This window comes from Pseudomonas sp. (assembly GCF_046581935.1).
Lineage (GTDB): Bacteria > Pseudomonadota > Gammaproteobacteria > Pseudomonadales > Pseudomonadaceae > Aquipseudomonas.
Genome location: NZ_JAYGFK010000004.1, coordinates 72,655 through 97,856, shown reverse-complemented (window position 1 = coordinate 97,856; position 25,202 = coordinate 72,655). Strand labels below are relative to the sequence as shown.

Below are 25,202 nucleotides of genomic sequence, written 5' to 3'. Positions count from 1 at the left end.
CTGTCATAGCCGGTACGCCCCGGCCATCAATGTTTAACTGATTCGGCTTGCGCCGGTTGCTCGCCCTGGCCCTGCAACACATAGCGCGGCAGGGTCTGTTGTTCGTTAAGTTCGAGTACGCCGAGAAGGTCGCGCTGGCTGTTAAGCCAATGACTGGCCTCGTTGAACGAAGTGGTCAAGGCATTCAAGGCGATGCCGATTTGCTCTTCGTCGGTGGCCAGCAGGGTCTGTTCGCGGATCAAGGCGATCTGCTGTTCGATACGCTGCAACTCGGCATTCACATGTTCGCTGCGGCGCAGGCCTTCTGTATGCGCCGCCTGGCGGGCGTCGATCACCTGCTTCTGTTGCTCCAGGCTACGCCGCAGCTCATCGTCCAGCGCGTTACCAGCCAGGCGTAGGTCGATCTGGTCCTCCTGCTGCTGCAGCTCAGCGCTCTCCTTGGCGGCCGTGTCAGCCACCACGCTCAGTGCCTGACCCGCCACCAGCAGGCGCAGGTTGAGCCACACCAGTTGCTCCAGGCTGCTGGCATGCGAGGCCATCAGTGGCGAACGGGCAAGCAGCTGCAACACCTCGCGGGCGCGGGCCTCGACCCGCTGCTGGCGCTGGCGCTGGGTCGCATCAAGCAGTCCCAAGGTGTTTTCATAACGCAGCCCGGCGGGGTCGACTGCACGCGGTTGCTGAGCATCCACGGCGCGGCGAAAGCGGACATTGCGCGACAACAACAGCAAATAACCCAGTTCCAGGCCGACCCCGAGCACCCAAAAGCCTGGACTGACGAAGGCACCGAGCAGGCTGACAGCCGCCAGTGCGAACCAGTTCGGTGCAATCGGCATACCCAGCGGACGGGCGTTGGCGGCGGCCCACAGATAGCGCCCGGCACTCATAAGCTGACAACCTCCGCCGCTAGGTGGCGCAGCGGTTCAGGGACGAAGGCCATATCGGTGGCTTCGCGGATGGCGATGCTCATCTGCATCCGCAGCACCTGCTCGGCAACCGGCGGCTGATAACCCTGCAAGCAATGTTTGAGTGCCGCCAAGGGCTCCATCTGTGCGGTACGCACCTGGCGGTAGACCTTGACCGCCAGCGCTTCCGCAGCGCCAGGGGTCAGTAGCAAGGGCAGCGACAATTCCACCAGCGCTGTGATTTCCAACTTGAGTTCGAAGCGTTTAAGCAGGGCCTTGAGCAACGCCGCGCTTTCTTCGACCGTGGTGGTTGGCAGCAGTGGAATCTTCACATCGACCCGCCCAGGACGCTTGAGGTCGACTTCGATCAGGTCGGGGCGCGAAGAGGCAAGAATCCAGATCACCTTGCCACGGTTGTCGGCGTCGCCCATTTCCTGGGCAATCATTGAGTAGAGACGCCCGGACAGGCCGCCGTCGCCACTACCGCCGTCACGCTTGCCAAGCGTTTGGTCGGCTTCGTCGATAAACACGATGCAGCGACCGAGGCCGCGAATCAGCCGAAAGATTTTCTCTAAATTACCTTCGCTAGAGCCGACCCAGCGATCACGGAAGTTCTTCAGTTTGACCACCGGCACCCCAGCTTCACCCGCCAGGCACTCCACCAGATAGGTTTTGCCAGTGCCCACCGGGCCACAAAAGATATAGCCCTTGGGCAGCGCGCGCAGGTCGGCGGCCTGCCACAGCGCCATGTCCTGACGAAGCCAGACTTTTAGCGCCTCCTGGGCGTGGTAGTCGTCGAGGGTACGTTTAGACTCGATGAATTCCACCAGGCCGGCGCTGTCGTTTTCCACCATCTCTTTTTTCGCAGCGATCCAGTCCTGAGTGCCGAGCACCTTGCCTTCATGGGCGCGGCGTTTGACCAGGCTGGCCAGAGCACTGAGACTGACGCCCGCCAAGGCCTGCACAGAGCCGTTGTCGTCTGCGGCGAAGGCAGTAGGATGATCGGTACGCAGTTGCGCTAGGCACTGGCCGAGGCTCGCGGCATCCGGCAGCGGTACTTGCACCCGGTCGATACGCGGGTTATTGGCCACCAGCGAATGTAGGTCATTGAGGTTGTCGGTGAGCAGCAGGCTGGCGAAAGCCATATCGGCGAACGGCGGTTCAGCCGCCCAGTCACGCACCAAGCTGGCCAGGCTGGCCGTGGCGAAATCGCCCTGACGAGCGGCCGGCAGCACCAGATCGGCACCGCGCAGGATCACCGCCACGTGCTCATTATCACCACGACCAAGAGCCGTAAGGTTGGCGCGGTAACGCAGGTAGCGGCTGATTAGCTCAATCGCCGCGCGCGGCTCCTGCGGCCAAGGCTTGACCTGCTCGGCCGCTGGCCACTGAGCAAAACGCTCGCCACCACGCAACAGGTTCAGGCCGTTGCCCGGGTCGTAGACGAACACTAAATCAAAGTTACCCAACAGCTTGGCATCTAGATAGCGGGTCAGGCTGACTAGGCGGCCGTCCAGGGGAAAACGGTCGGCGACATTTCCATACAGCACAAACTGGCCATGGGCACCGCTTTCATAGGCCAGACGCAATTCTTCGACCCAGCTCGGCACTGGCGCTTCACCCGGCATGAGTTACTGGCTTTCCGACTGCGGGTTGCCACCCATGCTGCGATTGGCCGCTGGTGCTTCGCTGGTCTCCTGCCCCGGCAGGCTGAGGCCTTCCTTGGCAGCGAAATCAGCCAGGGCCTGGTCGGCTAGGGCATCCATCTCGGCTTCCTTGAGGTTGACCTCACTCATGTCCATGGCATCACGGGCCATACGTGCGCGACCGGCAGCCTTGGTGCGTTCTTCCTCGACCATCTCGTGCAGACGATTAAGGGTATCGCCCGAGCCGCCGATAGTGCTCACCATGCCTGCAGCCATCTCGTTCATCTCGGCCATGGCGGTTTTCATGCGCATATCGTTGATCGCGCCTTTAAGCGCCTCGATTTTGCTGCGCGCGGCGGCCACTGCCACTTCACGGGCCTTGGTCAGGTTCTGGTAGGTGTCTTCAGCCTGGGCCAGTTGGCGGCGGTTCTCTTCCAGCTCGCGGGCTAGGTTCTGCAAACGCAGGGCATTCTGCGCGGCAGCCGACTTGTTGCCGGCCCGCAAGTGCGCGGTGGTGCGCGCATGCAACTCACGCTCTTCGGTCTCCTGCTTGCGCACCTGACTCATCAAGCGCTCGGCGAGGCCAGCGTGGGCGGCCAGGCCTTGGTTGAAGTTAGCGATCTGCTTGCGCAGGTTTTCCTGCTCTAACTCCAGCAAGGCTTCCGGATTTTGCCGCTCCAGATCCTTGATAAACAGCGAGAGGATGCCTTTGAAGATATTGGTCAGGCGATAAAACATGGTGTCTCCTTACGGTCTGCAAGCAATCCATCGGTTACGGCGGCATGGCCGGCCAAGCTTGCCGCATTCTTGGCGAGGTGGCGGGTGGATGCAACCTCGTCGCGCAATTATGCGAAGCCGCTCCAATGCGTTGGCCTGACGCGCAACTAGCACAGACCTTCTCTATCTGCGCTTATACAGCGCTAAGTAGCACTAGCAGACCTATTACACAGGTCAATCCGTGTCCGGTACTAAGTAGCCGCTACCACTGGCAGAGTGGTAGTGGCTACTTAGTACGGCCCAGATGGACAGGTACACGCTCTTCGGCAGCACCTAGAACAGCGAGAGTTGCTCATCGCCGCTCTTGCCCGGGCGCTCTGGTGATAAGGCCGGCCCTGGCGTTGCCATCATCGCCAGTCGCTGCGCCAACCCCGCCGCGCGTTCGGCGCGGGTGGCCACAGCTTCAGCCAGGCGGGCTGGCAAGCCCCAGATTTCCACCTTCTGCTTGGCCCGGGTAATACCGGTGTAAAACAGGCTGCGGGTCAGCAACGGGCTGGGCTGTTCGGGCAGCACCAGCAGCACTTCGGCAAATTCCGAGCCCTGGCTTTTGTGCACGGTCATGGCGAAGGCGCTGTCGTGGCTGGGCAGGCGCGCCGGGGCGAAGGGCCGGTAGCCGTCCTCACCCTCGAAGAACACCCGCAGACCATACTCAGTGTGCAGGCAAATGCCGATATCGCCGTTGAACAGGCCGAGGGCGTAGTCGTTCTGTCGCACCATCACCGGTCGGCCGACGTACCAGCGCTCGCGGCTGGCCACTTGGCTACGCCGCTTGATCCGTGCTTCCAGTGCTTCGTTGATGCCGGCCACGCCCCACGCGCCTTCGCGCTGGGCCGTCAGGGTGCGAAAGCTGTTGAAAGCGGCGAACGCAGCAGCGGCATCTGCGCTTTTCGCCGCTGCCATATAAGGGCCGTAACCCTGATCGAGACGATCGAGCAAGTCCACTGGCGTTGGCTCGGCGTTCCAGGCCAGATCGCTGCGACCCTCCTTGAGCAAATTGAGCGTACCGCTGACATCGCCGCCGTTGATCCGCCGCGCCAGTTCACCGATGCCGCTATCGCCGGCAAAGCGGTGGCTATGGGTGAGCAGCACCACAGCGTCGCCCAGCTTTGAGGCAGGCTCAGAAACCGACACGGGCTGGCCGGTGATGCGTTGCAAGTCGGCGGCGGCCTGGGCATCGAAGCCGCGCCCCTCGCACAATTCGGCGAACACCGCGCCAGCTTCCACGGCGCACAGTTGGTCTTTGTCGCCCAGCAGAATCAGCCGCGCCGTCGGCGGCAGTGCATCAAGCAGCTTGGCCATCAGCGCCAGATCGACCATCGAGGCTTCGTCCACCACCAGCACATCCAGCGCCAGCGGGTTGGCCGCGTGATGCCGCACCTGCGGGCTGTCGCCACGGCTGCCGAGCAAGCGGTGCAGGGTGCGCGCTTCATCTGGCAGCGCAGCTTTGATCGCCTCGCTAACCGGCAGCTGGGCCTTGGCATTGCGAATGGCTTCGGCCATGCGCGCAGCAGCTTTGCCCGTGGGCGCGGCCAGGCCGATGGCCAGATGCTCACAGCCGGGCTGTTCAAGAAGGGCAGCGAGCAGGCGCACCACGGTGGTGGTTTTGCCAGTGCCGGGGCCGCCAGAGATCACCGCCAGCTTACGCCGCACCGCTTGCGCGGCGGCCAAGCGTTGCCAGTCGGGCTGTTGCTGATTGAAAGCAAATAAGCGGCCGAGGCTTTCACTCAACTGGGCTTCGTCTACCTCAGGCAGATCGGCAGCGCGGTGCAGCAGTTGCGTGGCCAGATGCCGCTCATAGGCCTGATAGCGCGCCAGATAGAGACGGCCATGCTCAATAATCAGCGGGGTGAAATCACCATCGCCGCCGACCAGCGTTGAGGCTTGCAACTGCGCCTGCCAGTCCGCCAGTTTCGGTAGATTGAAGGCATGCTCAGGCCAAGGTCGCTGCCCTGCCAGTCGCGCCAGGGGCAGGCACACATCGCCCTTGTCCAAGGCCATGCAAAGCAGCGCCGCCGAAGCCAACACCACCGGCGACGCCTGCGTATCGAGACGCTGCAGGCTGTCGACCAGCGCGCGTTCCAGCGGGCCAAGGGGCAAGTCAGCGAGGTTCATATTGCCCCCCCCGTAGGTTGGGTTGAGCAAAGCGATACCCAAAAAGGTGCTGCCTGAAAAGTGATGGGTATCGCGGGCTCAACCAGCGTGGCCCGACCCATCCTACAAAGGCCACAGCAACCATCATTTACCCTCCGCGAACAAGCTATCCAACGCATCCAGCAAGCCATCCGCCGGGCGCGAGAAGTACACCCCGGCGCTCGGCATGCCGCGCAGAAACAGGTAGTAGGCCCCGCCCAGCTGATCGCTGTGGAAGTCGTCCAGGCGCTGACGCAGGAAACGTCGTAGCGCCACCAGGTAGATCAGGTATTGCAGGTAGTAATGCTCGGCGGCCAGAGCTTGCAGCAGGCGTTCGCCGCCGTAGTAGCTGGCGTCCGGACCGAGCCAGTTGGATTTGTAGTCGGCGATGTACCAGCGCCCGTTGTGCTCGAAAGTCAGGTCGATAAAACCTTTAAGAAAGCCCTTGAGGCTGTCGAACTCCAAACGCGCCGCCGCATCACGCATCGGCGTCGGCAGGCCGTGGGCGGGATCGCTGAGGATCGCCCGCAGGCGCTGCATATCAAGCCCGGCGACCGGGAAGGTAAAGCCCAGCTCGGGCAGGCGGCGCACAGGGTTTAGCCCGCTCAGGGTCAGGCCTTGGCCATCGAGATCGCAGTCGACCACCTGTTGCAGTTGCTCCAGCGCCACCGCATTCCACTCATTGCTGATGCCATGGCCGCTCAACCCCGGCTCAATCAACTCTGCCAGCGGGGCTTTACCACGCGCCCAATCTTCGAGAATGGCGTGCAGGCAGGTGCCGGCGCGCGCGCCACGGGGGAAGGCGAAAAAGCCCGTACCCGGTTCGCTGGCATCGGGCATCACCAAGCCATCGCGGTCCGGCGCTTCCATGTGCATACCGGCGGCCAAACCGGAGAAGCTGCCGACGCGCCAGGCGCTGTGCAGGCTGCGTTGCAAGGTCGAGAGCTGCTGCGGAGCCGGCGCGCGCTGTTCACCGGCAGCACTGGCTTCGACGTGACGCAGCGGCTGCAGGCTTATATGGCCGTGGCTGCTGGCGGTCAGTTGCTCGATCTCCGCGCGCAGGCCTTGTGGTGAGAGGGTTTGCAAATGCCCGGCTAGCTCGGCCAAGGCATCCTCACCCGGTAATTGCCGACCGTGCAGCAACCAGGCCAGGGCGCTGCTGTGCAGGCCACTGTCGCCGAGGGTGCCGTCCTTTCTCGGCTTGCAGTCCACCGGCCCCCAGTGCAGCCACAGACGGTCACGGGCGCGGGTCAGGGCCACGTAGGTCAGGCGTAATTTCTCGGCGAAGCGCTCATGGCGGGCGCGCTCACGGTGCACATCGAGTTGTTCGCTGCCGAGGTCGAGCAGCGGCGTGCCGTCGTCGGCGTGGCAACTGATGTCTTCATGCTGACGCAGTAACGCGCCGTCCCACAGGTAAGGGCAGAACACCAACGGATATTCCAAACCCTTGGAGGTGTGGATGGTGACGATCTGCACCCGATCAGCATCGCTTTCCAGACGCAGCAGAGCGTCCTCGCCATGGGCTTCGGCGCTGCGCTGGGCATTGAACCACGTCAGTAATTGCTCCAGCCCCGGGCGTTGCAGGCTTTCGGTTTGTAGCAACTCGGCCAGGTGCAGCAGGTTGGTCAAGCGGCGCTCACCGTCGCCCAGCGCCAGCAGCCGCTGGGCGACTTTCTGCTCATCCAGCCAGGCGCGGAAGGCGCGCATAAAGCCTTGCTGCTGCCACAGTTGGTGATAGCGCTCGGCCGCTTCGCGCTCGGCGTCCCAGGCCTGGGCATCCTCGGTGCAGGCGGCCAGATCGGCGGCGCTGCGACCGAGCAAACGGCTGGCCAGGGCATAGCGCAACGCGCCTTCACGGCCAGGTTCGGCGTAGGCGGCCAGCACGGCGCTGAGTTCATCCGCCTCTTCGCTGTGCCAGACGTTCTCTTTACCGCGCCGCACGCTAGGCACGCCACGGGCAGCCAGCTCTGCGGCCACTTCGCCGGCCTGACGGTGGCTGGCGACCAGCACGGCAATATCGCCACCTTTGATCGGCGTGCGCGTGTCGCCTTGGGCAAAGTACGCCTCGCCCTGGCTGCTAGCGGCCAACACAGCAGCGATACGCCGTGCCGTATCGGTGGCGACCAGCGCGCCGGCCTGGCCCTTGCCCAAGTGCTCGTCATCCAACCAGACCAGCGCCAGCGGCGCGTCCTGTTCGCCCTCAACCGCCGGCAACACCAACTGCGCCCGCGCCTTGTCGCTGGCCCCGACCTGCTGATAATCCAGACCGGGCTCGGCGAACGGCATGGGCCGGTCGAACAGTTGATTAAGTGAGGCAATCAGCTCCGGCGTGGAGCGGTGGTTAGTCGTAAGGCTGTATTGCCGCGCAGCCTCGCTGCGCGCTTGCAGGTAGGTCGCCAGATCAGCACCGCGAAAGGCATAAATGGCCTGCTTCGGGTCGCCAACAAAACACAGATCACCAGCCTGGCTACTGCGCGTCTCGCTGACAGCGTCAGTTCCTCGCTCAGGGCTTGCCGTACAGCCAGTACTGTCTCGCCCTTCGCTCGGAGCCTTCCTTGTCAGCAAGTCGCTCGCTACGCCAGGCTCAGAATATATGCGATGAAACACCCGGTACTGCACCGGGTCGGTGTCCTGAAATTCGTCGATCAGCGCTACTGGGTATTGCGTGCGCAGGGTGCTCGCCAAGTGCTCACCGCCCCCGCCCTGTAGCGCTTGTTGCAGTTTGTTGAGCAGGTCGTCGAAGGCCAACAAGCGTTGTGCTGCCTTGCGCGCCGGCAGTTGTTCGTTGAGCTGATGGATCAAACGCACCTGCAGGTCGATCAGCCGTTGTTCGGCTTCTGGTTGCGCCGTATCGAGGGCATCACACAGCTCCTGCAGCGCAGCAGCCAACGGATTAGCCGGCGCTTCGCAGCCCTTCTTGCTGGCCTTGTTCAGCCCTTCACGGGCCAGGCGGCGGTGTGCTTCGGTTTTGCTGAACAGCGCGGCGGCGTCGCTGAAATAGCCGTCCAGCTCGGCCTGCCAAACGCCCAACTTGGCCGGGTTGCACATATTGCTCTTGAAGCCATCAAAGGCTTGTAGCTGCTCCAGCCAAGCCGCACTTTCGCCCTGCCAGAGACGCTGCGCCTGTTGCCAGGCCGCGCGCAGGGCGGCCATGTCGCTGTGCGTGCCTGGCTGCGGCTCGATGCGCAGGTAGGGCTTGCCCAGGTGATTGCGCAGGCGCTGACGCAGGCTTTGCGGGGTGATCTTTTGCTGCACCAGAAACGCCGCCCATTCTGGCTCGGCCACCGCCAGCTCATGCCGCCACAGATCAGCGAGCAGCGCGTCGATGATCTCGCGGTCGTCGTGGGTCAGTTCGTTGTCGAAGTCGCCACCGGCCTCGAACGCGGCATCCTGCAAGGCGCGCTGGCAAAAACCGTGGATGGTGAAAATAGCCGCCTCATCAAAACCGTGCACGGCCAGCAGCAGCCGACGATGGCTGACAGCGTCCGGGTATTGCGCATGCAGCGCGTTAAGCAGCGCGTCATCGCCAGGGCCGTTGTCATACACCGCCAGCAGTTCGGCCAGGCGCTTGCGAATACGCTCGCGCAGCTCGGCGGTGGCGGCGGTGGTAAAGGTCACCACCAGAATCTGGCTGACGCTGAGCTGCTTTTCCAGCAACAGGCGGGCGTACAGCGCGGTCAGGGTCCAGGTCTTGCCGGTGCCGGCGCTGGCCTCGATCAGCGAGCGGCCGCTGAAGCTGTCGTGCAATAGGTTTAACGCTGCGCCACTCATGCCTCGTCCTCGTCACTGCCTTGCAGGGCGTCCAGCGCCGGGCCGTAGAGCTGTTCGGCGAGCACCTCGAAGCGCTCATCCAGCGGCTCGCGGTCGCGGAAGGCCAGGGCATTCCAGGGGTCTTGGCCTTCGCCGGTCATGTAGTCGTTGCCTTGCCACATCACCCTCGCCTCGCTGCGGGCGGCGTCAATCGGCTCTTTGCGCCCGGGTTTGCGCCATTTACTGGCGAAGCCATAGCTGCACTTGGCTAACAGCGGCAGCGGTTCGCACAGCGCACTTTTGTAGGCTTCGAGCCAGGGCTCCAGCAGTTGCAGAGGAGCGGCCAGCGGCCCCAGCCGCCATTCGCGTTTTGGCGACAGCAGACGGCTCTCGCGGCTGATGCCCGGCGTCGCGGCACAATTGAGCAACAGGTGGCGCAGCCAGAACGGGGCCAGCTCCCAAGCGCCGAGGTCGCGCAGGCGGTAATCGAATAAGCCCTCACTGGTCACCCCATCCAGCCAGCCATGAATGCGCACGCCGGCCAGTTCGATATCCACCAGCAGCGGTTGCGCGGCATCCTCCGGGCGCTCGTCGAACAGGGTTGGCGCAAAGGCGCGGATCGGCCCACGAATCTGCCCCCAGTGCGCCTGGCCCAGCTCGCCCACCGGCAGCCAGCCGGATGCCGCCGCCACGGCACGCTCCTCGCGCTCACTCCAGCCTCGCTCGACGGCCTGCAAGGCCAACTGGCGCAAGCCATGTTGGCTGGTCCACTCGACGCTGAACGGCTCATCACCGGCCAGGGTTTCTTCTGTCTGCGCCAGGCGCAGGCCGAGGCGCTGCTCCAACAGGTAGCGCGCCGGATGTTTGAAGCAATGGATCAGTTGGCTCGGCTCGATGCTCAGCGCCGCACCGCCCAGCCCATCTTGATCGGGGGGGGCCAATACACTGGCAAACGGCGCGGCACTTTCCACCGCCTGACTCAGACGTTGCGCCGCGTGGAACCAGGGCGCGGCAAAACCGGCATGACGGTCGCCGGCAAAGTTGCCAGGGGCGAAAGGCTGTAGCGGATGCTGATGGGTGATGCGGGCGCTGGCCGGGCCGCTGGCAGCGACGGCGGTAAGGTCGACCACATCGAGCAACTCGCTGACCAGCACCGAGGGCGGCAACTCGGCATTGCTGCGCGGGTCGCGGCCGACATAGCTGAGGTACAGGCCGCCACGGGCCGAGAGCAGGGTTTCCAGCAGCAGATAACGGTCATCCAGACGCCGCGCACGGTCGCCACGCCGCGGTTTCTGCCCAATCATGTCGAAACCAGCAGCGGGCGTACGGCGTGGTAGCGCGCCGTCATCCAGGCCAAGCAGGCAGACCAAGCGGAACGGCAGGCTGCGCATCGGCACCATCGTGCAGAAGGTCACCGCGCCGGTAAGAAAGCCCGAGGCGGCGCTGCCCTGCTCCAATGCCGCGGTCAGTTGCTGACGAATCAACGCCAGCTCAATCGGCCGCTCGACGCCGGAAGCCGTGGCCTGCTCCTGCAAGGCGGCGCAGGCTTTAGACAACAGCAACAAGGTGTCGCCGGCTTCACGCTCATCAAACAGTTGGTCGATCAGCACTTGCAGCGACTCGGCCCACTCGCCCAAGGCGCGTGGCCGTTGCAGGCTCTGCGCCAGCGCGGCCAAGCGCTCGACAAACCCAGCCAAGCGCCCGAGCAATTGCGCGCGAGCGCCTTCCAGCGCATCCAGCGGCCAGCTGCTGCCGAGCAAGGGCGCCGCCAACCCGGCGAGCTGCGGCGGTGCGGCAAAGCCCAGCAGCAGGCGATCCAGCCCTTGTCGCCAGGTAAACGCGGCATCGGCCGGCAAGCCCAACTGCTCGCGGTGCGCGTCATCGCGGCCCCAGCGGATACCGGCCTCACGCAACCAGTCGCGCAGCAGGCTGAGGTCTTCGGCTTCGATCCCGGCACGGCGGGCGACGGCGGGCTGCTCAAGCAGGGTGAGCACCTCTTCGGCGGTAAAGCGACTGTCCGGCAGGGCCAGCAGGCTGAGGAAGGCTTCAATCAGCGGGATTTCCGCGCGCAGGCTGCGGTCGGCCAGGCTGAACGGCACGCGCGGCACGCCTTCACGCGGGGCAAACACGGCTTCGATATAGGGCGCATAACGCTCGATATCCGGGGTCAGCACCACCACTTGATCGGGGGTCAGTTCGGGTTCGGCAGCAAAGCGGGCGAGCAGTTGGTCATGCAGAATTTCCACTTCGCGCAGCGGCGAGTGAGCGATGTGCAGCTCCAGCGAACGGTCGTCGTCGCGCAGCACCAAGCGTTCATTCGCCGTGCGAGTGCGCAGACGCAGAATGTCGTTCTGCAGCGCGTGCAGCAGGCTGCCATCAATTAAGTCGGCGTCCTCGGAATACAGGCCAACTTCCTGGCTGCCTTCGCTGGAGGCCAGGCTAAACAGGCTGTCGAAAAAGTCGCGGCCCTGCTTGCCCAGGCTGGCCAATAACGGATGGCCAACATCCAGATACCAGTCATCCGGGCTCAGCTCTTGGTTAACCGCTGCGCTTTGCGGTTGCCTGGCCAGCTCACGGATATCGCGAATTTCTCCCCAGGCCTCGCGGCAGGGATTGAGGGCGAAGATCACCACTTCAGTGTGCCGCGCCAAACCTTCCAGCACGCGCATATGGTGCGGCGGCAAACTGCTGATACCGAACACCAGCACGCGCTCGGGCAGGCCGGTGATCGGGGTGGCGTCGTAAAGCCGGGCCAGCAAGTCCTCGAGCAGGCGCGCGCGGTGCGGGTGGCCGTCTTTGGTCAGCTCGCGCCAGAGCAGCGCTTGCCAGGCTTCGTCCGGGCCAAGATCAAGCAGCTCGTTGCGCTCCCAGGCGGCCAGCCAGTCGTCGCGATACAGCAGGTATTGGTCGAATACGTCGGCGATCTTGACGGCAAGTGACAGCCTTCTGCGTTCATCGCCGCCATCCAGGTAGTGCGCCAAACGCGGTGCTTGCGCCAGTTGCTCGGGTTCGCACAGCCAGTCATACAAACGCCAGCTCAAACTGCTGGGGCTGAAGGCCGATTGCTCCGGCAGTTGGCCCAGACACAGACGCGACATATCCCAAACAAACTTGGCCGGCAGTTGCACCTCAAGCTGCATGGCGATGCCTTGCTTACGCGCCAGCTCCAGCGTCAGCCAGCGGCCCATACCCTGGCTCGGCACCACCACCAGCGCGGGGGCAAACGCGTCGCGCATCGGCGTGGCCAACAAAGTTGTGGCCAGCTCGCCAAGGGTTTCTAAATCGGGGGCATGGTAGAGCGTGAGCATGGGCAGGGTCGCATCCGTTCAATCGGCTTAGGTTACCAGTTCGATCAGCCTGACGGCATGTTGCGACAGCCTGTGTCGCCGGCGCGCGGAACTGGCCGAATAGCGCTGCATCTGACACCTGCCAGAGCACTTAACCGTGTTCGCACGACTGGCGCCAATGCCATTTGACGGCTAAAGCTAAAGGTAGGCTTGGTAAAAAAATAGCTAACCAGGCCATTCACTTAGCCGCGACACCTAATCTCCGGATTCATCGTCGAGCCCTAGGCGTCGTCCCCTATTGTTGCCCTCTTTGGGGCGACCCGCGTCAGGGAGATGCGCGATGCTAACCCTGCTCAACCTGCTATCCGCCATTGCCCTGCTGATCTGGGGCACCCATATCGTCCGCACCGGCATTCTGCGCGTGTACGGTTCACACCTGCGCAAGGTGCTCAGTAACAACATCAGCAAGCGACCCATGGCGTTTGCCGCCGGCATCGGCGTAACCGCATTGGTGCAGAGCAGCAACGCCACCGCGCTGTTGGTCACCTCCTTCGTTGCTCAAGGCCTGATGGCGCTGACGCCGGCACTGGCGATCATGCTTGGTGCGGATGTCGGCACCGCATTGATGGCGCGGGTGCTGACCTTTGATCTGAGTTGGCTGAGCCCGCTGCTGATCTTTCTCGGGGTGATTTTCTTTCTTTCGCGCAAACAGACCCGTGCCGGCCAGCTCGGTCGCGTTGGTATTGGCTTGGGCTTGATGCTGCTAGCGCTGGAGCTGATCGTCGCGGCCGCCACGCCGATCACTCAGGAACAAGGCATCCGCGTGCTGTTCGCCTCGCTGACTGGCGACCTGATGCTGGATGCCCTGGTGGGTGCACTGTTTGCCCTGATCTCCTATTCCAGCCTGGCAGCCGTGCTGCTCACGGCCATGCTCACCGGTGCCGGGCTGATCAGCCTGCCAGTGGCCATCGGCCTGGTGATCGGCGCAAACATCGGCAGCGGCATCCTGGCCTTCCTCACCAGCAGCCTGCAAACCCCAGCGGGGCGGCGCGTGGCCCTCGGCAGCCTGCTGTACAAGCTGATTGGCCTGTTACTGGTGATGCCCTTTCTCACCCCGCTGGCCAATTGGCTGGACAGCCTGAACTGGCGCCCCGAAGAACTGGTCATCGGCTTTCACGTGCTCTACAACAGCCTGCGTTGCCTGCTGATGCTGCCCACCGTCGGGTTGATGGCGCGCTTCTGTAACTGGCTGCTGCCGGATCGCGTCGAGGAAAACGGCGTGGCCCGCCCGCGCCACCTCGACCCCACGGCGCTGTCTACACCGAGCCTGGCGCTGGCCAATGCAGTGCGCGAAACCCTGCGCATCGGTGACCTGATCGAGACCATGCTCAGCCACCTGCTGGAAGTGCTGCAAGGTGGACAAATCGCCCTGAGCAAAGAGCTACGCCGCCTGGATGACGACGTCGATGCACTCTACAGCGCAGTGAAGCTCTATCTCGCTCAGGTGCAGCGCGAGGCGTTGAGCGAGCACGACAACCGCCGTTGGGCAGAGATCATTGAGCTGGCAGTCAACCTGGAACAGGCCGGTGACATTATCGAGCGCATGCTCGGCAAGGTGCAGGATCAGAAGACCGCCCAGCGCCACTCCTTCTCCGACAACGGCCTGGAGGAACTGGCCAGCCTACATCAACAGCTAACGGCCAACCTGCGCTTGGGGCTTTCGGTATTTCTTTCCGGCGATAAGGAAAGCGCCCGCCAGCTGCTGCGCGAGAAACGCCGCTTTCGCGCCCAGGAGCGCCGCTTGGCTCATGCACATGTCGGCCGTTTGCATCACCAAGTGGTGCAAAGCATCGAAACCAGCGGCCTGCACATGGAGCTGATCGCCGATATGAAGCGCCTCAACTCGCTGTTCTGCTCAAGTGCTTACGCGGTGCTGGAAAGTAGTGAGACAGGGGCGCTGCATAGTCAGGACGCGGCGGATAATTAGTCTGCGGGACTAGAGGAGAACTTGGAGGGAATTACGCCTAAAACAGATGGGGCCGCTGCTGCGGCCCCATCGTCGATCACTTCTCGGCAGCTATACGCTGGCGGATATGTTTAGCGCGGTCAGCCGAACCTGGGTGGGAGTCGAACATGCTGCTTTCGCCGCCGCCCTGCTGGGCAAGCTTGTCGAAGGCGCTGGCCAGACCTTGCAGCGGAATGTTGCGCTTCTTCAGCAAATCAAAGGAGAAGTCGTCGGCAGCACTTTCCTGAGATTGAGAGAACTGCGCATTGATCAGCGCCTCACCCAAATCACCCAGCTGCGAGCTGGACAGTGCCACGGCAGCGCTGTTGCCCGAGGAAGCAATCGCGCCACGGGCTACCGAAGTGGCGTACGCCGCCTGCATGGCTTTCTTGGTGTGGCCGAGGGCAACATGGCCCATCTCGTGGCCCAGCACGCCTTCCACTTCGTTGTCAGTCATCAGGTCCATCAGGCCGCTGTACACGCGCACGCAACCGTTGGCCATGGCCCAGGCGTTAACGTCGTCGGTCAGGTAAACCTTGTAGGTGACCGGCGTACCGTTGACCTGGCTGCCGAGGTTGCTGGCGATGGTTTCCAGGCGTTTGCTGTACTTGTTACCGGCCGGCGCGATGGGCGACTGGGCGTCCATCTGCACGCAGGCTTCGTCGGCCATGGTTTTCACTTCTGCATCGCTGAGCGTGGCGGCCTGCATAGCTTGCAAGCCAGTGCTGAGCATGGCGTCAGGGCTCATGTTCTGGCAGCCGGACAGCAGGGTGGCAAATGCGAGGGCGGAAAGAGAGAAATGCAATTTCATGATCATCATCCTTGAGGAGTGAGGCAATGGAGGGCCGAGAGGCGGCGCGGTATTGTCGGTGATATATACCGCGTAAAGCGAGACGCCGATCATATTCCGCGACCTGACGGATGCGACCAACACACCGCACCGCCTGCTCAACGCTCAGGTTGCAGCGTCGGCAACCGCGCATCAGGCCTGGTGCTTTGCGGCGACGCTTGACTTCGATCAATACGCTGTCAGTGGCTGACGTTAAAGTGCCACCACTATGGCAAAACCTGAAACTATCCCGCAGATCATCTGTGCCGACCCGGCGCTAGGCCACTTACTGAGCCAATGGCTGGCCAGCCAGGCGATAGCCGGGGAAGTCGTTTGTAGCCCTGCAATTTGTTACCACGCGCCCCTCTGTGGCTGCCTCAAACCAGTATGGCTGGAGCCTCAAGGACTAGTGCGGCACGCCTTACTCGATGCGGTCGCCACGCTGGAGCGTACCCGCCACGCCTTTAAATCCCGTGAGCTGGCAGACCTACGCATGCGCCTGGAGCAGCTGCTCAAGGATTTGTCAGCCTATGAGCAATAGCGTAAAAATATCGCCCCAGTAGGTTCCGCCACAGCGGGAACCGGCTTTGCCGGGCAGGACTCAGGGCCTGCAAGACGAAGCGCCAGCACAGCGTGTTCACTCAGAACACGCTGTGCTGGCGCTTTTTTTATGCCCGCGAAAATAACAGGAAGTTTAAATGGGGCCGATTACCGCACTCGACGAACTCATGCAGCGCATTGGCCTTAACCATGAGGAGGTAGACGAACGTTGCCGCCTACTCGACTGGCAAGAAGCGGACGCCGCACGTCTGAACGCCACCGCCGGCGCCATGGATGGCGTCCAGCAAGCCTTCACCGAACGCCTCTATCAACACCTGGAAGGCTTTAACGGGCCGGCCAGCCTCATTAGCAACACCAACACCCTACAGCGTCTCAAACGCAGCCAACTTGAGTACTACCAACGCCTGTGGCATGGCCCATATGACGGCGATTACGTGGCCAGTCGTCTGCGCATCGGCCTGGTTCATCAACTGGCTGGAATTGAGCTCAAGTGGTATCTGGCCGGCTACCGGCTGTATCTCGACGAAATTCTCGCCAAGCTGTTTGACGCACACCCGAATCAGGCGCTGTTCGCCAGCCTGCTCAAGGTCGTGTTCTTCGACATGACCCTGGCCATCGACACCTACACCGCCGCGCAACGCAAAGCCCTGGAAGAGAGCGAGGCGCGGTTTGCCAGAGCCTTGCGCGGAGCCAACGATGGCATCTGGGACTGGCATCTGGAACACGACCACCTGTACGTCTCGGCGCGTTGGGCCGGCATGCTCGACCTCGACCGCGACAGCCTGGGCGAAGGTAGCGCCAGTTGGTTCAACCGCGTGCATCCTGACGATCTGCCAGGGCTGCGCCAGGCGATTGAAGCCCATCTAAGCGGCGCCAGTGCATTGCTACACCACGAATACCGCATCCGACGTAACAGCGGCGACTACCTCTGGGTGCTGGTACGTGGCGTGTTGCAAACCGATGTCGACGGGCAGCAGCGCATCGCCGGCTCGCAAAGTGACGTCAGCGTGCGCAAAGCCGTTGAACAACAGCTACGGCATGCCGCCCGCCATGACCCACTGACCGGCCTGGGCAACCGCATGCGCCTGGATGAAGTGTTACGGCAAACCCTGCAGCAACTGGGTAAAAACGGCGCACGGGAAGCAGCGCTGCTGTTTATCGACCTAGACCGTTTCAAGCTAATCAACGACACCTTTGGCCACGCCTGCGGTGATCAGGTGTTGATCGAAATAAGCCGCCGCCTGAGCCACTGCCTGCGCCCTGGCGACTACCTGTGTCGTATTGGTGGCGACGAATTTGTCGTTCTGCTGACGGACCTGGCCTGCGCCGACGACGCCGAACAGGTCGCGCAACGCATGCTCGAAGGCCTGCACCTGCCACTGCACCTGGATGGCCAGGTGTTAGTGGTCAGCGCCAGCATTGGCATCACCGCTCTGCGTGCCAGTGATGCCTCCGAGGATGCCCTGCAGGCCGCCGACCTTGCGCTGTATCAAGCCAAACAGGCCGGCAAGGCCCAATTCGCGCGCTTCAGCGCCAACCTGCAAGCCAGCACACGCCACCAACTAGAGCTGGAAAACGCCCTCGCCCAGGCACTTGGGCGCGACGAGTTTGTTCTGCATTACCAGCCAATCCATCGCATCGAGACGAGCAGCACATGCATAGTCGGCGTCGAAGCACTGCTGCGCTGGCAGCGCGGCACAACCCTGATCGGGCCGTTGGAATTTATTAACTCACTGGAGGACTCCGGCGATATTCTCGCCGTGGGTGACTGGGTGTTGCGCCAAGCCTGCCGCCAAGTTCGCGCCTGGCAGCAAACCGGGCACAGCCACCTGTATTGCGCCGTAAACCTGGCCAGTCGCCAGTTACGCCAGGGCGATTTTGTCAGCCGGCTAACAAACATCCTTGACGAAACAGGCCTGGCACCCTCCAGCCTGGTCCTGGAAATCACCGAAAGCCAACTGCTGGAAGACACCACCACAACCCTGATCACCCTACGCGCCCTGGCCAGCCTGGGTGTGCGCCTGGCGCTGGATGATTTCGGCACCGGTTATTCGTCCCTCGGCCACCTCAAGCGCCTGCCCTTGCACATCCTCAAGGTCGATAAGAGTTTTATCGCCGGCATCCCGCAGGATGCCGAACTACAAACCACCAGCCGCGCCATCATCGGCCTGGACCATAGCCTCGGCCTGGAGGTCGTGGCCGAAGGCGTAGAACACGCCGAACACCTGGATTTCCTGCGCAGCCAAGGCTGCCAATTAGCCCAAGGCTATTGGCTCAACCGGCCTTGTGCGGCTGATGAGCTGCAACGGCTATTGCATGACGCTGACATAAGCGAATCGGTGAGTGCGTTACCCTCTCTGGCACGCAGCCGGCCACCCTGCGAAAGCCGATGAAACAGTCAAAATCTGTTCATCTGCCAGCATGAAATCGACGTATCTGCTATGAAGAGCGATACACGGCCTAGACCAACAAAAGCCAATAAATACTTGTAGAACAACTACTTATATTTATGCGGGGGAAAGTGCGCGTGCGCCATGCCACTCGGGCAATTTGATGTACGGGCCGCGCAATAAACTGCGCAGCCCGCATTAACGGCTTAGGCCTCGCGGGCACGACGGCGGCGCTGCAGCCAGACCACCAGGCCGAACAGCAGGAAGCCGGGAATCCACATCAGCTCTTTGGTCATCCGCTGGGTGGGCGCGCGGACCTTGAGGATTTGCTGATCAAATTCCAGGCCCGCTTCAGCGGCGGGGCTGCCAAAGGTCACGCTGTCGACCAGCACCTTGTCGCCGTCCTCGTAGGTCAGCAAGCCAAGCTTCTGCAGGCGCTCGTCGCCGCTAGCCCCTTCCGGCACGGGCAGCAGCAGGCTGAACTCGCGCGCATCACCGACCGCATCTTCACCCTTGATGCGCAAGCGCAACTGGCTACCGGCCTCAACATCGCCCAAGGCTTGTGCAAGCTGCGCCGGTGGGATGTCGCGGTAGGGGTCATGCGCCATGTCCATCCAAAACCCTGGGCGGAACAAGGTGAAGGCAACCAACAACAGGATGACGTTCTCGTACCATCGGCTGCGTACCAGGAAGAAGCCCTGACTGCCGGCGGCGAAGATCAGCATGGCCACGGTGGCGATGACGAAGATCAGCACGCCATGCCAGAAGTCCACGTCGATCAACAACAGATCCGTGTTGAAGATAAACAGGAACGGCAAGATCGCCGTGCGCAGGCTGTAGTAGAACGCGGCGATGCCGGTCTTGATCGGGTCGCCCTTGGACACCGCCGCTGCGGCGAACGAAGCCAGCCCCACCGGCGGCGTGACGTCAGCCATGATGCCGAAGTAAAAGACGAACAAATGCACGGCAATCAGCGGCACGATCAAGCCGTTCTGCTGGCCGAGGGTGACGATCACCGGCACCAGCAGGCTGGACACCACGATGTAGTTCGCGGTGGTCGGCAAGCCCATGCCGAGTACCAGGCTGAAGATCGCCGTGAGCACCAGCATCAGTAGCAGGTTGCCCATCGACAACAGCTCGACCAAGTCGGCCAATACCAAGCCAACCCCGGTTTGCGACACCGCACCGACAATCACCCCGGCGGCTGCCGTGGCAATGCCAATGCCGATCATGTTGCGCGCACCGGCAATCAGGCCTTCACGCAGGTCGATCACGCCATCCATAAACGAGCCGTGGGCATGCGTGCCATCGGTACGCAGCCAGGTCAGCAGCGGGCGCTGCGTGAGTAGGATGATCACCAGCATCACGCTACCCCAGAAGGCCGACAGACCAGGGGACAAGCGCTCGATCATCAGGCACCAGACCAGCACCACCACCGGCAGCAAGAAATGCAACCCAGACAGCAGCACGGCGCGGGTTTGCGGCAGTTTATCGAGCGGCGCGTCCGGGTCTTCGGCGGGCAATACCGGCACGCTGGCAGCAATTTTCAGCAGACCAAGATAAACCAGTGCCAGCAGGGCACCGATGCCCGGCAAAGCGTAATCACCCAACGCCGGCTTGAGCCAACCGAGGCCGTAATACACCGCCAGCGACAGCCCGCTGATCAAAGCGGCACCGAAGGCAAAACCGGTCAGGCGACGCAACCAAGGCTTGGGCTGATGACCACCGACCGGCTGCAGGCCAAGCTTGAGCGACTCCAGATGCACGATATACAGCAGGGCGATGTAGGAAATCGCCGCAGGCAGAAAAGCATGCTTGATGATCTCGACATAGGGCATACCGATGTACTCGACCATCAGAAAGGCCGCCGCGCCCATCACCGGCGGCATGATCTGACCGTTGACTGAAGAAGCCACTTCCACTGCGCCAGCCTTCTCGGCCGAGAAGCCTGTGCGCTTCATCATCGGGATGGTGAAGGTGCCGGTGGTGACCACGTTGGCAATCGACGAGCCGGAAATCAGCCCGGTCAGGCCGGACGCCACCACGGCTGCCTTGGCCGGGCCGCCGCGATAGTGACCAAGCAAGCTGAAGGCCAGCTGAATAAAGTAATGACCGGCACCGGCGCGCTCGAGCAAGGCGCCGAATAGCACGAAGAGGAACACGAAGCTGGTGGACACGCCAAGGGCAATGCCGAACACCCCTTCGGTGGTGATCCACTGGTGGTTGGCCAGCGCATTGAAGCTAACCCCACGGTGCGCCAACAATCCGGGCATATAAGGCCCGGCCAGGCTGTAGATAAGGAAAACCAGCGCAATAATCGCCAATGGCGGGCCGAGCACCCGGCGCGTGGCTTCCAGTAACAGCGGGATGCCAATACAGGCGGTGAGCATGTCCGCAGTGGTCAGGCTACCGGGGCGCAAGGCTAACTGCTGGTAGAAAATAAACAGGTAGGCGGCGCTGGCAGCAGCGACCAGACCCAAGGCGATATCCAACAGCGGCACTCGGTCGCGCGGCGACTTCTTGAACGCCGGGTAGGCGAGGAAGGCCAGCAGCAAGGCAAACGCCAGGTGGATAGAACGGGTTTCGGTGTCGTTGAATACACCGATGCCAAAGACGAACGGCAGTGGCGAGGCGATCCACAATTGAAACAGCGACCAGAGCAGAGCCAGGCCGGTGATGACCTGGGCCATGGCCCCCAATGGGGTACGCGCACCGACATCCTGGGCGATCAGTTCTTCGGTGGACAGTTGCTTGTCATGCATGGGTCGAACCTGCATTCGAGAGTACGGAAAACGGCAAAACCCGCAGCCTTGCAGCAGCGGGTTTGCTTATCTAGAGACACTAGCCTGTTTCCAGGCGTTGAGCCGTCTTAAACCTGTTTACGATCCCGCGCTAGACGCTGTTGCTAACTCAACAGCGCTTGCACACAACAGATCGGAATCAGGTTTACAGCCAACCACGCTCTTTGTAATAACGCACCGCACCTTCGTGCAGTGGAGCGCTCAGGCCAACTTTGATCATGTCGGCTTCTTTCAGGTCGGCAAATGCAGGGTGCAGACGCTTGAAGCGATCAAGGTTGTCGAATACCGACTTAACCAGTTGGTAAACCACTTCTGGACTGACCTTGGCCGAGGTGGAGAGCACAGCCTTGCCGCCGATCGACGGGGTTGGCGCGTCGTTACCTTTGTACATGCCACCCGGGATTTCAGCCTTGGTGTAGTAGCTCTTCTCAGCCAGCAGCTTGTCGATGTCTGCGCCGGTCACAGGCACCAGTACGGCGTCAGTGGTGGTGGTCGCTTCCTGAATCGCGCCATTTGGGTGGCCAACGAAGTAGGTCATCGCATCGATATTGTTGTCGCCCAACGCCGAGGCTTGCTCAGCTGGCTTCAACTCAGCGGCCAGGGAGAACGCAGAGTGATCCCAGCCTTTGACCTTCATGATCTCTTCCAGGGTGTCACGCTGACCGGAACCTGGGTTGCCGATGTTGACGCGCTTGCCTTTGAGGTCATCGAAGCTGGCGATATTGGCGTCACGGCGGGCGAGGATAGTGAACACTTCGCTCTGCAGCGAGAACACCGCGCGCAGGTCATCCATCGCGCCTTCTTTCTCGAACGGTGCAACGCCTTTCATCGCTTTGTACTGGTGATCCGACTGCATGATGCCGAAGTTGAATTCGCCACTGCGGATACCGTTGACGTTGGCCACACCACCGCCACTGGCTGGGGCGTTGCACTTGATGCCGTGCTCAGCAGCACCGCGATTGAGGAAACGGCAGATGGACTGACCGGCCACGTAATAAACACCGGTTTGACCACCGGTACCAATGGTCACGAATTGCTCTTCGGCCTGTACGGCGCTGCTCAGGGTAATACCTGCAAGTGCAGCCGACAGAACCCATGCCAGGGATTTACCTTTCATGGGAGTTCTCCTTTTCTGTTTATTTTTTGAACCGACCGCACCTTTTGAGTGCGTTCGGAAGAACCAGAGTCTAACCGCTCCGCCGCAGGTTGCACGATGTAATAGCCACAAACGCTGGTAACCAAGTGTTTATTGGCCAACACCTGCGGGCTCTGATGCGGTTTATCGCGTGCTACGTTTGCCGAAGCAGGGCCCTCGGTTAGGCGCAGAACACAGGTAATGGTTGCTCCCAGGCCCAGTCAGCGCGCTATGCTCTGCGCCCAATTACTCACCCTGGGGTATGCCGAGATGAGCCAAGCAGAACAGAACCTGCGCATCGACTACATCGAATTTGCCGCCGTCGACCTGCCGCAACTCAAGCAGTTCTACCAGCAGGTGTTCGCCTGGACATTTACCGACTACGGCCCGCACTACAGCAGCTTTACCGATGGACGCATGACGGGTGGTTTCACCACAGAGGCGACCGTCAGTGACGGTGCGCTGGTGGTGATTTATGCCAGCGACCTGGAGAGCGTGTGCGACCAGGTGGCCGCTGCCGGTGGGCAAATTACCCAGGCCATTTTCAGCTTCCCCGGTGGGCGACGCTTCGAGTTTCGCGATCCCAGCGGTAATCGCCTGGCCGTCTGGTCGCAATAATCGAGTTCACTTCATGCTTGCGCTGAAACAACTGACCCTCAACCTCATTGCCTTGGTGCAACGCCATCCGGGCATCGTCGCCGTCTTCGGCTTCTTTTCCGGGCTAGCGAGCTTTCTGCTGGTCAAGCGCCAGGCTGAACTGGCGCAGGTGCTGGCCCTGGTAATGCTGGTTAGTTGGTTGTGGCTGATTCTGGAAAACGTCCTGCGTGAGCGCATCGCACAACGCTTCGGCTTCGAGCTACCGCCGCCGCTGTTGCGCTATGCCACGCAGATGATCCACCAGGAAAGCCTGTTCTTCGTTCTGCCGTTTTTCTTCATTACCACCACCTGGAACAGCGGGCAGCTGTTGTTTAGCGGCCTGCTGGCTGCTGCGGCATTGGTGTCGATCACCGACCCGCTGTACTACAAGTGGCTGGCGCCCAAACGCTGGCTGTTTCTTGCGTATCACACCCTGACCCTGTTCGCCGTGCTGCTCACGGCGCTGCCGATCATCTTCAAGCTGACCACGCCGCAAAGTTATCAGTTGGCACTGGCGGCAGCGGTCGTGCTGTCGTTTCCCTCACTGTTTTCGCTCATCACCGTACGGCGCTGGTGGCGTGGCTTACTGCTGATTGGCCTGAGCCTGGCCTTGGGTGGTGTGGGTTGGCTGGCACGTATCTGGGTGCCGCCCGCCACACTGTGGCTGACCGAGGTAGCGGTGACGGAGCAATTCGATGACCAGAATCGCGCCCCCGGCGAGAGCGTCAAACAGTTGAGCGTGGCGCAACTGCGCAGCCAGGGCCTGTTCGCCTACACCGCGATCAGTGCGCCGCGCGGGCTTAACGAGCGGATTTATCATGTCTGGCGGCGCGATGGCGGTGAAGTCGAGCGCATCGCTCTGGACATCCACGGCGGGCGCAAAGAAGGCTATCGCGCCTGGACCCACAAACAGAACTTCCCGGCCGACGCCGTGGGCAACTGGCAGGTGCAGGTACTGACCGAGGCCGGGCAGATGATCGGTGTACTGCGCTTTAAGGTCACTGAATAGCCGGCAGCGGCGCTTAGCCGAAGAACCCGCGTCGTAGCCCGGATGCAATCCGGGGAACATTGGTGCAGCTGAAAGCACTCCCGGATTGCATCCAGGCTACGGGCATTCTGGTTTTAACCAAAGAACCAGTAGCACACCGATATGGCTGCCACCACGCCGGCGAATTCGGCCAACAGCGCACAACCCACGGCATGCCGCACGCGCTGAATGCCGACTGCACCGAAGTACACGGCCAGTACATAAAAAGTGGTTTCCGTGCTGCCCTGCACGGTGGCGGCGATCAGCGCGGGGAAACTGTCGACGCCCTGGGTCTGCATGGTTTCGATCAGCATGGCGCGCGCCGCACTGCCGGAGAAGGGTTTGACCATCGCCGTGGGCAGCGCTTCAACAAAACGCGTATCCCAGCCGATTGACTCGACCAGCCAACGAATACCGTCGAGGCCAAACTCCAGCGCGCCAGAGGCACGCAGCACGCCAATCGCACAGAGCATGGCCACCAGATAAGGCAGCAGACTCTTGGCCACGTCGAAGCCTTCCTTCGCGCCTTCGATGAACGCCTCGTACACCGGCACTTTCTTCCACGCACCCATCAGCAGAAACAGCAGGATGATGCCGAACAGCGTGAGGTTGCCTGCCAGCGCTGACAGCGCCGCCAGCGCCGTGGCCGACATCCCGGCCAGCAGCGTCATAAACCCACCCAGCGCCAACGCGCCGGGTACCAGATACGCCAGCACCACCGGGTCCCACAGGCGCAGGCGCTGCATCAGCGCCACCGACAGCAAGCCCACTAGGGTCGAAGCACTGGTGGCCAGCAGGATTGGCAGAAATACCAGCGTCGGGTCGGGCGCGCCTTGCTGGGCGCGGTACATAAAAATGGTCACCGGCAGTAGGGTCAGCGATGACGCATTGAGCACCAGAAACAGAATTTGCGCGTTACTCGCCGTGGTGCTGCTGGGGTTGAGCGTCTGCAGGGCACGCATAGCCTTCAGGCCAATTGGCGTGGCAGCGTTGTCCAGGCCCAAGCCATTGGCAGCAAAGTTCATGGTGATCAGGCCGAGGGCCGGGTGGCCACGCGGCACTTCGGGCATCAGTCGCGCAAATAATGGGCCGAGCAGGCGGGCCAGGGCATCCACCAAACCGGCCTTCTCGGCAATGCGCAGCAAGCCGAGCCAGAGCGTCAGGGTGCCGAACAGTAGCACCATGACTTCGACCGACAGCTTGGCCATGGCGAACAGGCTTTCAACCATGGCGGCGAACACCGCCGGGTCATCACCAAGCAACCAGCGCGACAGACCGGCAACCGCTGCCACCACGAAAAACCCCAGCCACAAGCCGTTGAGCATG

At 62.1% G+C, this 25,202-nt stretch carries 15 protein-coding genes; 5 read left to right on the top strand and 10 right to left on the bottom strand.

Going from position 1 to position 25,202, the window contains the following annotated elements; genetic code table 11:
* Positions 1-26 precede the first annotated feature (26 nt).
* From VCA57_RS04385 to recC, 6 genes are all read right to left on the bottom strand, one after another.
* Positions 27-884: a hypothetical protein gene (locus tag VCA57_RS04385; RefSeq protein WP_411183745.1), complete on the bottom strand. Its 858-nt coding sequence runs from the start codon at positions 882-884 to the stop codon at positions 27-29.
* A complete protein-coding gene (locus tag VCA57_RS04380) occupies positions 881-2,530 on the bottom strand; it encodes an AAA family ATPase (RefSeq protein ID WP_411183744.1) in 1,650 nt (549 codons plus the stop codon). Before VCA57_RS04380 ends, VCA57_RS04385 begins: the two co-directional genes overlap by 4 nt.
* A 3-nt stretch (positions 2,531-2,533) precedes the next feature.
* Positions 2,534-3,286 (bottom strand): PspA/IM30 family protein, encoded by a 753-nt coding sequence (locus VCA57_RS04375; protein ID WP_411183743.1) that lies wholly within the window; start codon positions 3,284-3,286, stop codon positions 2,534-2,536.
* A 312-nt stretch (positions 3,287-3,598) separates the two neighbouring features.
* Positions 3,599-5,437: an exodeoxyribonuclease V subunit alpha gene (gene recD / locus VCA57_RS04370; RefSeq protein WP_411183742.1), complete on the bottom strand. Its 1,839-nt coding sequence runs from the start codon at positions 5,435-5,437 to the stop codon at positions 3,599-3,601.
* A gap of 123 nt (positions 5,438-5,560) precedes the next feature.
* Positions 5,561-9,226, bottom strand: coding sequence for a UvrD-helicase domain-containing protein (locus VCA57_RS04365; protein WP_411183741.1), 3,666 nt, complete (start codon positions 9,224-9,226; stop codon positions 5,561-5,563).
* A complete protein-coding gene (gene recC, locus VCA57_RS04360) occupies positions 9,223-12,513 on the bottom strand; it encodes an exodeoxyribonuclease V subunit gamma (RefSeq protein WP_411183740.1) in 3,291 nt (1,096 codons plus the stop codon). The genes VCA57_RS04365 and recC overlap by 4 nt, the downstream gene beginning before the upstream one ends.
* A 319-nt stretch (positions 12,514-12,832) precedes the next feature.
* Here recC and VCA57_RS04355 point away from each other — a divergent pair, with 319 nt between their 5' ends.
* Positions 12,833-14,479, top strand: a complete 1,647-nt coding sequence (locus VCA57_RS04355) for a Na/Pi cotransporter family protein (protein WP_411183739.1) — start codon at positions 12,833-12,835, stop codon at positions 14,477-14,479.
* A gap of 76 nt (positions 14,480-14,555) precedes the next feature.
* On the opposite strand, the gene VCA57_RS04350 is transcribed toward VCA57_RS04355, so the two are convergent.
* Complete coding sequence (locus VCA57_RS04350) at positions 14,556-15,308, bottom strand: M48 family metallopeptidase (protein WP_411183738.1); 753 nt, start codon at positions 15,306-15,308, stop codon at positions 14,556-14,558.
* Positions 15,309-15,555: 247 nt separating this feature from the next.
* On the opposite strand from VCA57_RS04350, the gene VCA57_RS04345 reads away from it, so the two are divergent.
* Together VCA57_RS04345 and VCA57_RS04340 are read left to right on the top strand one after the other, a co-directional pair.
* Positions 15,556-15,867, top strand: coding sequence for a hypothetical protein (locus tag VCA57_RS04345; protein ID WP_411183737.1), 312 nt, complete (start codon positions 15,556-15,558; stop codon positions 15,865-15,867).
* 157 nt (positions 15,868-16,024) lie between these two features.
* Positions 16,025-18,280: an EAL domain-containing protein gene (locus tag VCA57_RS04340; RefSeq protein WP_411183736.1), complete on the top strand. Its 2,256-nt coding sequence runs from the start codon at positions 16,025-16,027 to the stop codon at positions 18,278-18,280.
* A gap of 203 nt (positions 18,281-18,483) precedes the next feature.
* Here the strand turns inward: VCA57_RS04340 and VCA57_RS04335 are convergent, their stop codons facing one another.
* Entirely contained in the window at positions 18,484-21,039 is a 2,556-nt protein-coding gene (locus VCA57_RS04335) for a TRAP transporter permease (protein ID WP_411183735.1), read from the bottom strand.
* A gap of 184 nt (positions 21,040-21,223) precedes the next feature.
* Entirely contained in the window at positions 21,224-22,195 is a 972-nt protein-coding gene (locus VCA57_RS04330) for a TAXI family TRAP transporter solute-binding subunit (RefSeq protein ID WP_411183734.1), read from the bottom strand.
* A 288-nt stretch (positions 22,196-22,483) separates the two neighbouring features.
* Between VCA57_RS04330 and VCA57_RS04325 the strand changes: the two genes are divergently transcribed.
* Complete coding sequence (locus tag VCA57_RS04325; RefSeq protein WP_411183817.1) at positions 22,484-22,831, top strand: VOC family protein; 348 nt, start codon at positions 22,484-22,486, stop codon at positions 22,829-22,831.
* Positions 22,832-22,844: 13 nt separating this feature from the next.
* Positions 22,845-23,858: a DUF5924 family protein gene (locus VCA57_RS04320; protein ID WP_411183733.1), complete on the top strand. Its 1,014-nt coding sequence runs from the start codon at positions 22,845-22,847 to the stop codon at positions 23,856-23,858.
* A 113-nt stretch (positions 23,859-23,971) separates the two neighbouring features.
* On the opposite strand, the gene VCA57_RS04315 is transcribed toward VCA57_RS04320, so the two are convergent.
* Positions 23,972-25,201 carry a nucleoside recognition domain-containing protein gene (locus VCA57_RS04315; RefSeq protein ID WP_411183732.1) on the bottom strand — a complete coding sequence of 410 codons (1,230 nt, stop codon included), beginning with the start codon at positions 25,199-25,201 and terminating at the stop codon, positions 23,972-23,974.
* Between the last annotated feature and the right edge of the window lies 1 nt (position 25,202).